General features: G+C 60.0%; 9 protein-coding genes. 4 read left to right on the plus strand and 5 right to left on the minus strand.

The genetic code is table 11. The features are described from left to right. The first annotated feature begins 40 nt into the window (after positions 1-40). On the plus strand, positions 41-1,561 hold the full coding sequence (locus tag BGC09_RS02260; protein ID WP_069801677.1) for a PTS fructose transporter subunit IIC: 1,521 nt from the start codon (positions 41-43) through the stop codon (positions 1,559-1,561). A 259-nt stretch (positions 1,562-1,820) separates the two neighbouring features. Here BGC09_RS02260 and BGC09_RS02265 read toward each other — a convergent pair whose 3' ends face one another. Beyond that, positions 1,821-2,180, minus strand: a complete 360-nt coding sequence (locus BGC09_RS02265) for a hypothetical protein (RefSeq protein WP_069801679.1) — start codon at positions 2,178-2,180, stop codon at positions 1,821-1,823. A gap of 357 nt (positions 2,181-2,537) precedes the next feature. Here BGC09_RS02265 and BGC09_RS02270 point away from each other — a divergent pair, with 357 nt between their 5' ends. Both BGC09_RS02270 and BGC09_RS02275 read left to right on the plus strand, forming a co-directional pair. Next, entirely contained in the window at positions 2,538-3,647 is a 1,110-nt protein-coding gene (locus BGC09_RS02270) for a LacI family DNA-binding transcriptional regulator (protein WP_069801682.1), read from the plus strand. Positions 3,648-4,007: 360 nt separating this feature from the next. Beyond that, entirely contained in the window at positions 4,008-4,766 is a 759-nt protein-coding gene (locus BGC09_RS02275; RefSeq protein ID WP_069801684.1) for a hypothetical protein, read from the plus strand. A gap of 157 nt (positions 4,767-4,923) precedes the next feature. Here BGC09_RS02275 and BGC09_RS02280 read toward each other — a convergent pair whose 3' ends face one another. The 3 genes from BGC09_RS02280 to uvrB all read right to left on the minus strand — a co-directional run bounded on the left by BGC09_RS02280 (position 4,924) and on the right by uvrB (position 10,054). Then, complete coding sequence (locus BGC09_RS02280) at positions 4,924-5,751, minus strand: alpha/beta hydrolase family protein (protein ID WP_069801686.1); 828 nt, start codon at positions 5,749-5,751, stop codon at positions 4,924-4,926. A 217-nt stretch (positions 5,752-5,968) separates the two neighbouring features. Then, on the minus strand, positions 5,969-6,430 hold the full coding sequence (locus tag BGC09_RS02285; protein ID WP_069801687.1) for an S-adenosylmethionine decarboxylase family protein: 462 nt from the start codon (positions 6,428-6,430) through the stop codon (positions 5,969-5,971). Positions 6,431-8,056: 1,626 nt separating this feature from the next. After that, the gene (gene uvrB / locus BGC09_RS02300; protein ID WP_069801692.1) at positions 8,057-10,054 is read right to left on the minus strand and encodes an excinuclease ABC subunit UvrB; all 1,998 of its coding nucleotides are present in this window, start codon (positions 10,052-10,054) and stop codon (positions 8,057-8,059) included. 368 nt (positions 10,055-10,422) lie between these two features. On the opposite strand from uvrB, the gene BGC09_RS02305 reads away from it, so the two are divergent. Then, positions 10,423-11,526, plus strand: a complete 1,104-nt coding sequence (locus BGC09_RS02305) for a zinc ribbon domain-containing protein (RefSeq protein ID WP_069801694.1) — start codon at positions 10,423-10,425, stop codon at positions 11,524-11,526. A gap of 236 nt (positions 11,527-11,762) precedes the next feature. Here BGC09_RS02305 and BGC09_RS02310 read toward each other — a convergent pair whose 3' ends face one another. Next, a complete protein-coding gene (locus BGC09_RS02310; protein WP_069801696.1) occupies positions 11,763-12,449 on the minus strand; it encodes a hypothetical protein in 687 nt (228 codons plus the stop codon). Between the last annotated feature and the right edge of the window lie 194 nt (positions 12,450-12,643).

Below are 12,643 nucleotides of genomic sequence, written 5' to 3' on the forward strand. Positions count from 1 at the left end.
TTGTTTCGTCAACACCTAGCACACACAAAGGAGTTCGCCCATGGCACGGATTGTAGCCATCACCTCATGCCCTACGGGCATCGCCCACACCTTTATGGCCGCTGAGGGCCTCCAGCGTGGCGCAGAGGCTTTGGGCCATACCATCAAAGTTGAGACGCAGGGATCGGTCGGCGCCCAAAATACCTTGACTCCCGAGGAGATCGCTGCTGCCGATGTGGTGATTATCGCCGCCGATACGAAGGTGGATCTGAGCCGCTTCAGCGCGAAGACGGTCTATGAGACCTCGACCAGCGCCGCCATCAAAGACGGCCCGGCGGTCATTCGCGAAGCGCTCGCCCGCGCCGAAGCGGCTGCAGGCCAGGCTTCCACAAGCACGAGCGGCACCGCCACTACAACAGAGTCAAGCGGGGGCCAAAACTATCTGGAGCGCGTCCAGCAGGCTAAGGCGGCCCGGGCCCAGGCTCGTCGCGGCCCTTATAAGCACCTCTTGACTGGCGTCTCCTACATGATCCCCTTTGTCGTCGCGGGCGGTATTTTGATCGCGCTGGCTTTCGCCATCGCAGGCTATCGCATCGCCTTCTACGATACCTCCAATCTGACTACTCTGACGACCGGCTTCAGCGCTAACCCACTGCAGTCGGTAGGGGCGGCGCTCTTCGTGATTGGCGCTAAGGCGGGCTTCCTGCTCTTCGTACCTATCCTCTCGGGCTTCATCGCCTACTCCATCGCCGACCGGCCAGGCATTGCTCCAGGCATGATCGGTGGAGTGCTGGCCAGCCTGACCGGCTCGGGTTTCCTGGGCGGCATCATCGCCGGTTTCCTGGCCGGCTACCTGGTCTATTGGATGAACCGCAGTATTCGCCTGCCCAGCAATCTGGCCGGCCTGATGCCAGTGCTGATTTTGCCCCTCTTCGGTTCGCTGATCGTGGGCTTGCTGATGCTCTATGTGGTCGGTACCCCTGTAGCCCTGCTCAATCAGGCCCTGGTCAGCGGCCTCAAAAACCTGCAGGGCGCCAACGCCGCCGTGCTGGGATTGATCATCGGTTTGATGATGGCTTTCGATATGGGAGGCCCGGTCAATAAGGCGGCCTACGCTTTTTCGACGGGCCTGCTGCTCGATCCTCATAACCCCGTCTCCCTGCCAATGGCTGCCGCGATGGCCGCCGGAATGACGCCACCGCTCGGGCTGGCATTAGCAACGCTGCTCTTCAAGAATCGCTTTACTCCCGATGAGCGGGAGGCTGGTAAGGCCGCCTGGGTGCTGGGCCTCTCCTTTATTACAGAAGGTGCTATTCCCTTCGCCGCCAATGACCCGTTCCGCGTTATTCCCTCGATCATGATCGGTTCAGCGGTGACCGGTGCGCTCTCGGCTTTCTTCGGCTGCCAGCTTCATGTCCCCCACGGCGGGATCTGGGTCATGTTCCTCCCCGGGGTGGTCGGCAATCTGCCACAGTACCTGCTCTCGATTGCCGTGGGCACGCTGGTGACAACCGGTATGCTCTTTGTGCTCAAGCGCCCCATCGCAGTCGAGCAGGAGGGGCTGGAGGCAGCCCTGGCCTGAATAGTCAGCCCAGATAGGTCATCAGCAGGAGAAAGCCAGGCAGTCTGAGTACCTGCTGTCAGGATGAGCTGGATCAGCCCAGCAGTATGGATGAGACGGCACTGGCCCCCGCCAGCCCGCCGTCTCATCGCTCTCTCCGTTGTAGACATTTACTAATCAAGCTGTCGCCCGGAACAATGACGCCGTCCAGCCAGCCACCAGGCACGGCGAGCACGATGCCTGCCGATCTTGCACGATCTTGCAGGTCAGAGCAGCCGCCTTACTGGCCTGGATGAATGGCAGTGCCCTGGCAGACAGAGGCCGCCGGCCCTTTTTGGGCCGGCGTCTCGTCTTCTTGGCTTGCTCCATAGGTCCCATTGCCAGAGACTTCGTTGCCAATCTTCCAGAATTTGCTATCATAGTGACGGGTGAGGTTGGCATACCTCACCCAGGCAGCAGCCTCCTGGAGCACCCTGCAATCGCAGTTGACGGCGATGATGGGCGTGGCTCCTCCCTGGCACACGACCGGCCTGAAGCGGTCGAAGGCGACTGGCCCGACTTCAGTGTCGCCTGGTTCAATGGCATCGCTCTGCCAATGAAAAACGTCCGCGCACGGGCCACCTGCTACGCGCTCTGACAAGCCAGGCGTCACCTCTCCGATGACCGATAAAATGCCTGCGGCTGCTGACCTTCTTTTTGTAACCGTTGCCGTAATCGTTTACGAAAGTAGATGTATTGGGAAGAATTTTGATTGTCACCTGTGGGACATTAGCAGGCAGGATGGAACCGTCGGGATGCTTGTGCTTATGCTGGCGTTTCGGTATACTTATCTCGTAAGCAGGTAACCGAAGCAGGTCGCCTGTGATCTCTCACAGAGTAGCGCAGGAACCCGGAGCAGCAAAGCGGAGTAGAGACGACATGAAGGCAGGTTTCCACCGGCCTGCCTGCCTTGAGGCAGTTATGTTCCACATGCAGCGGAGGCGAAAAGCAAACACCTATGGCCCACAAAGTCACGATACTCGATATTGCACGCCTGGCGAAGGTCTCCACGACCACCGTCTCGCGTGTCCTCCATAACAAGCCGGATGTCGACCCGGCGACGCGCGAGCGCATCCTGCGCATTGTTGAGGAGCAAGGTTTCGTACCCAGCATCACCGCAGCCGGGCTAGCAGCTGGACGCAATCCCCTGATCAGCGTGCTGGTACCGGCCCTGACCTGGCCACTGATTCCCGAACTGCTCCTGAGTGTGGCGTCTGTTGTCGAGAGCACCTCTTATGAAATGGTGCTCTACAGCATCAGCAGCTCTAACCACGAGCGAGACTGTGGCAAAATTATCGACCGTATTCTCGCCACGCGGCTGACCGCCGGGCTGCTGGCCGTTTTCCCGGGTCAGTCTAGCCAGCACCTGACGCGGCTGCGTCGCCAGGGCTTCCCGGTTGTACTCATCGATGACCAGAGTCCGCCGCCGGAGGGCATTCCCTGGATTGGGGCCGACAATCGGCGTGGCGCCTACGAGGCCACCCGCCACCTGATCGAGCTTGGTCATCGGCGCATTGCTCACATCCAGGGGCCGCTCAAGTACTGTGTCTCCCACGAGCGCTATCAGGGCTACTGTGACGCGCTCCAGGAGGCTGGCCTGGAAGTAGACCCTTCGCTGGTTCTGGAAGGCGACTTTATGCCTGCGGGTGGCCAGCGCTGTGCTCTGGCGCTCCTTTCACGCCCCATCAGCGAGCGACCCACTGCCATCTTTGCTGCCAGTGACTACATGGCCTATGGCGTGATCGCTGCTGCCGAAACGCTCGGCCTGCGCATCCCCCAGGATCTGGCCTTGGTCGGCTTTGATGACAACCCCGCCTCTGCCCATGTGCGGCCCTCCCTGACGACGGTGCGTCAGCCGGTGCACGCGATGGGTGAGCAGGCCATCAAACTGCTGTTGGAGATAATCGAGCAGGAGCAAATGCCGCGGCGCCGTCGGCAGAGCATGCCCGCTACCGCCGAGGAGCCGCCGCATGAGGCACCGCGTCTTGTTCTGCCCACCAGCCTTGTGACCCGTGAGTCCTGCGGCGCCCTGCAGCGCCATCCCTCCGCGCTGCTCCCTGAGATCTAGCTCGCCGTTGACTCGCTCGCTCGCTCGCAATGCGGTGGGCCTCTTCTCCCGCCTGCCTGGTCCGTGTTGGCGTTTGCCACTACCTCTGTTCTTCTACTATACTCTCTTGCTCGCAGGTCTTGCCAACCGGACCAGGCGGCACCCTCCCCTCTCAAGGCAGCTCCGTCTCGCCCTTCCTCGCCATCCTTTTGCTCGCTCTGCTGTCCCTTGACCCTGCAGACCGCGCCCGGTAAGATTCTTCTCGAAGAGAACCCCAACCCCCCGGCAGGAACGTGTTTTCTGATAGAGAGGCATTTTCAATGGCTGAAAGGAAGCAACCTTCCTGTAATACCGGGAAGCAGAAATGATAAGGAAGGCCCGATGAATACACCGTTTGTCTTCGGCTGGCAGCAGCTCTTGCTTTTTGCCATCGCAGCCCTCGGCTTAGCCCTGCTTATCTACGCCATTCACGGCGTGGTCCGTGGCGAGAAGGTCTACTACCGCCAAAAGCACCCCTACCGCAGTGAGAAAGAGGCCTGGGAGCACGGATGGTATGACCAACCCCATCGGCGTTTCTTTCGCTATCGGCGGCGCTATCGCGTGGGCCACGGTCTCGGGGGGCTGGTTCTGTTACTGTTCGCGATCTTGCTGCTTTGGCTGACCTCACTGATGCAAACCTATATTGGACTGACCGGCGACATCAAGGTGGCCCAGGTCCGGGCCCATCCGGTTGCCAATATGCCCCACACGATGAATGTCGAGCTGGTTCTCTATGGCCAGGACGGTAAGCAGCTCTCCGATAACTTTTATATTGTGGCCGGCGATGAGTGGATGCTCCAGGGCGACATTGTCAAGTACCCCTCCTGGCTGAATGTCCTGGGCCTCCATTCGGGGTACAAGCTGACGCGCCTGGAGGGGCGCTTTGATGATCCCAACCTGGAGGCAAATGCCAAGCACACGGTCGTGGTCCTGAACGGGGGCGATGATAACTTCTTCCAGACAATGCGCAACCAGCGCGGCGGCTGGCTCTCCAACTTCGTGGAGGCCTCCTACGGCAATGCCGTCTTTAATCCAGCTGATGGCAGCTACGATGTCTTCGTCTCGCAGACCGGCCTGTGGGCGAAACGCACATCCTCTTAGCTGAGCGACAGCGAGCCACAAAGAAAGCCAGGAGAGCGCTTCAACGAGATGAGCGCCCGGCCACAAGGCAGATCGCTGGCGATCGAAACTTCGTCAGGGCCACCGCGCGTCTTGCATCTCGCTTGCGCTCGTTCGTCCGGCAGCCTACCTGTCCTTATCAGCCCTGACGAGAGAGGGAGAGCACCAGCTCACGAGCCGTCTGCCAGGCTGCCGAGTGGGGATCGATGAGGGCAAAGTGATCGACCCCAGGCAGCTCGACGAGCGTGAGCTGATCTCCCGCTGCACGCGCCCGAGCGGCATAATCACGACTGATCTCCACAGGGACACGATCATCCGCCGTTCCATGAATCAAGACCTGGGGAACGCCGAGCGGTAGCAGAGCCGCAGGTGAGGCCAGCTGATAGCGTTCAGGCACTTCGTCGGGGCTTCCTCCCAGCAGCTCAGCAACAGCGTCACGCCCTAGATGGCGCCGCCAGCCAGTCTCTAGATCGACCACACCCGCCAGACTGATCGCGCCCTGCAAGGATAAGGCCCCCTCACTGACAAACAGCTCCCCCCCAGGACCGCTAGCCCGTTGCAGGAACAGAGGCCGCGCTGCCAGCCAGAGGGCAAGCTGCCCACCAGCAGAATGACCAACGGAGACGAGCCGTCTGAGATCAAGATGGAAGCTCTCCGCCATCTGACGCAGGGCGTCGACAGCCCGGGCGACATCCTGCAGAGTGCCTGGCCAGCCTCCCCCTTCGTCGCCCAGACGACGGTACTCGATGTTCCAGGTGGCTAGGCCGTGAGCTGTCAGATCCTCGGCCAGCCCCTGCATGAGAGCGAGATCATAAGGATTGCGCCAGAAGCCACCATGAATCAGCACCACCACGGGATGAGGCCCCGGACCAGATGGCAGATGCAGCTCGCCAAAATGCAGCGACAAAGGACCATAGCTCAGGCGCCTCATCGGCGCTCCGGCAGCGGACGGATTCGTTATGCCCATTGCTGCTTCCTCTCACTCACAAGATGAGCCAGCCCCGATTGGGACCGCGCACTTGTTCAGGATAACAGACGAGCCAGCCGGAAGACAAGCCAGAACTCCTCATATAAAATGAGGAGCTATCCACTCGTCGCAGATAGCTCCTCAGCCGGGATGAATGCCCGGACGAGTCTGGCAGCGGAAGGCCGCGGAAGCACTCCCCGGCCTCTTGTCCTTGCCTTTAGGACACCTCCGTCGTCAACCTGGATTCATCTCGGGCAGCCTGCCTGGCACGACGGGCCGCCATTGCTTCAGCATAGCGCACCGGGTCGGGCGTGTCCGGGCGCAGCGAGCGCGTGGCGCGGACCACAAAATGGACCTCGACGTCCTCGGTCTGGAACATCTCTTTGGCATAGGCAATGGCGTCTTCCTGGCTGAACTCTTTGCAGGAACAGATATCTATATCGACCTCGCCGTACTCGGGCCAGGCATGCAGGCTAATATGGCTCTGGGCGATGATCACAAAGCCGGACATGCCAGAGTCGAGCGGATTCGGTGTCTCGATATCATAGAGGTGCACCGGACTCACCTTCTCCATCCCCACCCGCGCCGGGAATTCGTCCAACACGCGCCTGAGCAGCGGCTCGCTGGTCAAGAGTTCCCGTTTGCAGCCGTACAACTCCAGCATTAAATGCACAAGCATCGGGCTACTCCTCCTGTAGACGTCAAAAGTATGAAATCTGCGAGTCTTCACCCTTACTCGGCCCAGATTGCCAGGTTAGCGACTCGCTGCAATCAATTCAAGTGCCGTTTTGAGCACAAGTGATATTATACGGTAGCAGGTCAACGGAACCACAAGGCGGCTGCGCTCGCACCCAGCCCGTTGGCGCTCTTCTCCCAGGAGAGGGATCTCAGAGCCGGCGTTGAACCAGAAATGCATCCAGCTCCCGAATGATTACTAAGGGGAGCCGTTTCATTGGCCTGCCTCCTCATCTGAACGAGTAATCGAGCTCGATCGTTACAGTATCACTACGGCTGAGCTTAAGTTTCTCTCCATCTGCAAGCAAGCGCACTTCGATCGATCACTGGCCAGCACAGCCCCTCAGCTGGGATCAGCCGGGGAGACATGAGCAGACATATTGCTCCAGAGCAAGCGAGCGGGAAGAGATCAGCTCAGCAATTTGGGGAGGAATGGCGGGCGCTGCATGGCAGCAGTTCAACCGGGGCGCAGAAGCCCAGAGCCACCGCTCCCCAGCGCTCAACAAGCCTGGCGACGAGTGATCCGCTTCGCTCCTGCCAGCCACGCAGCACATCGGGGGCGGAGACGCTGGTGCGGAGAGGACCAGGCCCTGCTACCTGGATAGGTTGCCAGTAAAGGGGCCACCTTGCTTCCGTGGGCGCGAGTGATCTTTGCGCTTGTGCCTCGCTCACACTCAGGTCTGGCAATCCGCCAGGCAGCTCTCTCGATAGAGAGCAACCTCTCCCAGTCATGCTTCCTATTGCGCGAGCCACCCAGCAGGAGCGGCATGAGGCTCGGCTCCTGCTCAAAGAACCGCGCTTTGAGCGCCAGCAGCCCTCTCCTTAAGGCCGGACGGCTCTGGCGCCGCGTGATCTCAGTCAAGAGAGAGGCTAAGGCGGGCCTGGCTTTGCTAACGGCGCGCCGGCTCCGCTGGGGCACTCTCTGAGCTAGCCAGACCTGCATCTTGATCGTGAGGTCGTCGGTTCCCTCCTGTAGCACCGTTTCCAGCGGCTGAGAGAGTGCATGGCAAGGAATGGCACCGCTTCTGCTGAGGATGTACTGCTGCCACTGCTGCTGCTGCGATGTGTCCGTGCCACACACCACGCTTGCCACCACAAAGAAACGTGCTGCCTCCTGCCAGCACGCCATATGATCAGCTTCTGAGACGTGGTGGTCACCTGCTACTGCTCTGCCTGCCTTTACCTGCCGCCACCAATAAAGAGGCAGATGAGAGCCACACCACCAATCGGAGTGGTAGAGACGTTCTTCTGACTGCTCGGATTGTTCAGATTGCTCAGACTGTCCGGATTCCTGGGCCACTGTCTGGTGACCGCGCTGGGTCTGTTGCCGACAATGTGGACTCTGCTGGGCCATAGCTGCTCGTATTGCCAATCCTTTCCTTCCTGGTCGGGTAGGTAGTGGTGCCGGACTCCGGCAAGCCTGGCTTTCAAGCAGGCATACATGCAAATAACTCGCTCTTTGCCAGCCAGACACTGGGACCCGGCAAAGAGAGGGCAGCAGGATATGCCTCGCTCCTTTACTCTCTCTGCCAGTCCGTTTGTCCCGCTCACAGCCTGACAGGCGGTTGGCTTACTCAACCATCGCGCGCCGAATCTCGATGATCTGATCACGCAGCTCAGCAGCTTTTTCAAACTCCAGCTGCCTGGCCGCGGCGCGCATCTGAGCCTCCAGATTCTTGATCAGGCGCAGGGCCTCCTCCTTGGGGATGCCAGCCAGCGCTACAGAGGCTCCCTGCTCCTGCTGACTCCCATCCGCTTCCGCACCGCTCATCGCCTTGATGCGCTCAGAAAGCGTCTTAACCCCTTTCCTAATGCCTCGCGGGGTTATCCCATGCTGCTCGTTATAAGCCATCTGTAAGCGACGCCGGCGGTTGGTCTCATCAATGGCCCGCCGCATAGAGCCAGTGATCGTATCAGCGTACATGATGACTGTGCCCTCAACATGGCGCGCGGCCCGACCGATCATCTGAATAAGTGAGCCTTCCGAGCGCAGGAAGCCCTCCTTATCTGCGTCCAGGATCGCCACAAGCGAGACTTCTGGGAGATCCAGGCCCTCGCGTAAGAGGTTAATGCCCACCACCACATCGTAAACCCCCAGGCGCAGATCGCGCAAAATGTCGACACGCTCGATGGTATCGATCTCGGAGTGCAGATAATGGACTTTGATGTTCAGCTCCTGCAGGTAGTCAGCCAGATCCTCGGCCATCTTTTTGGTCAGGGTGGTGACCAGAGCGCGCTGCCCCTTCTCGACCCGCCGGCGAATCTCAGCTACCAGATCATCGACCTGGCCCCGCGTTGGGCGCACAACAATCTCAGGATCAACCAGCCCCGTCGGACGAATGATCTGCTCGACAATCGCCTCGCTGTGCTCGTACTCATAGGAACCAGGCGTGGCTGAGACGAAAATCGCCTGGTTGATCTGGCGCTCAAACTCGGCGAAGGTCAGCGGGCGATTATCGAGCGCCGAGGGTAGGCGGAAGCCGTAGTCAACCAGCACCTGCTTGCGCGCACGATCGCCCTCGTACATGCCACGCACCTGGGGCAAGGCAATATGCGACTCATCGACCACCAGCAGGAAGTCATCGGGCATGTAATCAAGCAGCGTCCAGGGCGGCTCACCCGGAGCCCGTCCCGCCAGGTGCCGCGAATAGTTCTCGATGCCCGAGCAGATGCCGGTCTCGCGCAGCATCTCGATGTCGAAGTTCGTCCGCTGCTTCAGACGGGCCGCCTCCAGCAGCTTCCCCTCGGCCTCCAGTTCAGCCAGGCGCTCCTGCAGCTCGGCCTGAATCGACTCGATGGCCCGGTTGAGGCGCTCGCGCGTCGTGACCCAGTGCTTGGCTGGATAGATGTCCAGACGCTGCCGTCTCCCCAGTACTTCCCCAGTCAGCGGATCGATCTCAGTCATGCGCTCAATCTCATCACCAAAGAACTCAACCCGTACCGCCACATCCTCATAGGCCGGAAAGATCTCTAGCACGTCGCCGCGGACACGGAAGCGCCCCCGCGTAAAGTTGGTGTCGTTGCGCTCATACTGAATCTCGGTGAGGTGGCGCAGGATCTTATCACGCCGCCGCTCCTCTCCAACACGCAGCGTAAGCACTACCTCACCGTACTCTTCCGGGCTGCCCAGACCGTAGATGCAGGAGACCGAGGCCACAATCAGGACATCGCGCCGCTCAAAAAGGCTCCTGGTCGCTGACAGACGCAGCTTCTCTATCTCTTCATTGAGGAGACTCTCTTTCTCAACATAGGTATCGGTACGTGGAATGTAGGCCTCTGGCTGATAGTAGTCATAGTAAGAGACAAAGTATTCTACTGCATTATTCGGAAAAAATTCCTTGAACTCACTGTAGAGCTGTGCCGCCAGGGTCTTATTAGGGGCCAGCACCAATGTTGGGCGCTGCACCTGCTCGATGACCTTGGCAACCGTATAGGTTTTGCCGCTGCCCGTGACTCCAAGCAGGGTCTGCATGTGGTAGCCTTTTTTGAGGCCCTCGACGAGCGCTGCTATGGCCTGCGGTTGATCGCCGGTTGGTGTGAATGGCGCTTCTACTTTGAACTCCGGCACAGATCTTGACCCCTTTACCTTTACGTCTCTTCGCGCTAGCCTGCCGATTCTTCTCTGTTCTGCTGTCTCTTCGTTTGCCTCAGCTTGAGCTTATGGCCGAGTCTCCAAAAGTCCTCACCATTATATCACCTTCTCTCCGCAGTAGCGACCCTCTCTTTTCTCTGGTATCTGGCGCTGACTGCCTGGCGCCAGGCTTGCCCCTTGTACTCGGCCCCCCGGTCTGGGACTCTGGGGGCAAGACCGATGTATGCCGCCCTTACCAGGCGTTATGTTAGAATGGTAGCAAGAGGCCAGGGGAAGAAGAAGCCCCCCTGCCTTTGTCACTACGCCAAGCCCAGAGAGAGTACCCACCCAAGGAGTCTTTGGTTATGGCGCAGGATTCGCCATTGTGGTCTTGCCCCCGCTGCGGCGCCCCGGCGAGACCCGGCCAGCGCTTCTGCCCTCACTGCGGCCTGAGTGCGGAAGAGGCTTTCTCTTACCAGATCGCCCAGCCGTCGCAGTCCAGACCTGGACAGCAGACGCCGGCAACGCCTGCTGTGGCTGCGCGCCCGCTTGCCAGGCGGCTTCCCCGGCAACGCTGGCTGCTCCCTGTGCTGCTTGCCCTTGTCGTCCTCGTTGTCCTCGGTTATGTCGCTGCTGGCCTGGCCGGGGTCTCTGTCCCTGGCTTCCGCAGTCAGGCCCAGGGACCAGTGACGACGTTGCAGCTCGATACTACGGTGACTTATGCGAGCGCGCGCATCATCATCCAGCGCGTTCAGCAGGCGCAGACCTTTGCCGATGATCCACACGCTACTGAAGACGGGATGGTGCGCGTCTTCTTGCACGAGGAGAATCCCACGGCCAGCCCCATTGTGTACAATCTTTACCAGTCTGCCCATCTGCTCGTGCCCGGCAAAGGCGAGCAGGCCCCTCTGCTTGTGACCGCTAATGGCTCGCTCGCTCCCCAGGCGAGCCGCAACAATCTGCTGGACTTCGCAGCTCCGCAGAATATCCCCCTCAGTAAGCTCATGCTGCGCCTGGGTACGGACAAGGAGGCCCAGATGGATATTCCTCTGACCAGGAAGCCGGATCTCTCACGCTACGCTCCCCGCAGTGTGAAGCTGCATACGCAATTGCAGTACTTCGGGCTGAATTGGACTGTGACCGGGGCTGCGCTGACCTGGAGCACTGAGGGCCAGCAGGCCCCACAGGGCAAGGTTTTCTTGACTCTGACGCTGACAGTTGAGAATACGCTGGCCCAGACGGCGATTCCCGGCTCCCCGTACGATTATCTCCGTCTTCAGACAGCCAACGGTGACAGAATTGCCCCAAGCTATAGTACGCTGCCCGTGGCCTTCTCCCAAGGAGCCAACAACCAGGGCGGTACCGTCACTTTTACTGTTCCTCAGAAGGATCAGCAATTTACCCTGATCATGGGCCAGTCCAGTAGCGGCATGCAGAGCACAAGCGCGACGATTCGCCTGCTATCCTAGCCTGCCTCGACTGCCCAAGCTGGTCGGCATTGGCAGGCCGTCCGCTCATAGTGACGGCGAGTAGGGATCAAAGGCGAGCAAGCGCGGAAATGGGGAAGAGACCAGACGGGCCAGCCCCGGTAGCCGGCCAAAAGTGCCTGTCCCAGGAAGGAAGGAGGTTGCACCTTCCAGGGACAGGCAGCAATTGTGTTCCACAGGAGCAGCGAAAAGCAGCGGTTTCTGACTCACTCTGGCGCTTAGTCCAGCAGGAAGCTGCCCATCAGCTCACGTCTGAGGGCTGCCTTGCTTTCTTCGTCAAGAGCCGTGGGTGTAGGAGCTGCCGGCCCGCCCTGCGCCGGAGCCGGTTCGTGCTCGCGTGAAGGCTCCGCACCCTGCGGCCCGGTTGATCCGGGATCAGCACCCGCGCTGGCAAATGCTCCCAGCGGCCCCGTAGCTGCGGCAGCGAACTCATCAAGTAGTATTTCTTCAAGATAAGAAGGGGAGAGGCGTGGCCCCTCCAAGGGCGAAGCCTGGACCAGGGGCAAGGATTGAGCCATCTGCTGGGCCTCCAGCGGGCCGATCGAGGCTCTGATCTGCGTGATTTCCACAGGACGCTCCTCTGCCGGCGTTAGTCCTTGTGGACCCTGTCCCTCAGAATGCTCTTCCTGCCACTCTGGTTCCTGCTGGTAGGACGGCATTATGGCCATGTATTCAGGCTGCGCAGCAACCGCCGGCGCAGGAGCGGTGACCTGCCGCTCTACCGCACCCACGACAGCCAGGGGATAGCGCACCCCCAGAATCTCCACAAAAATTCCTCGCCCCTCACGCAGGTCCTGCAGCTGCTGACGCAGCTCGCGATTCTCTCTTTCAAGCTCTTCTAATAAACGCTGTTGGGTATAGATTGCTTCTAGCAGACGATCAAAGGTATCGCCACTTACTGCCATAGTATTCAGTTTCTCCTCTCCAGTTGCAGACCTGACGATCCGATCAGCCACGACCAACCGCTGCCCGCGAACGCTGGAGACAGACAAGATAGAGACGGACCATACCCCTTATTTGTACTTGACCCGCTCTCCTCCATGCCCCAGTTTGAGACAACCGCCGCTCTCTTGCCTCGTCCAGGCGCTGCTTCGGCCAC

The sequence above is a fragment of the Thermogemmatispora onikobensis genome (assembly GCF_001748285.1).
GTDB lineage: Bacteria > Chloroflexota > Ktedonobacteria > Ktedonobacterales > Ktedonobacteraceae > Thermogemmatispora > Thermogemmatispora onikobensis.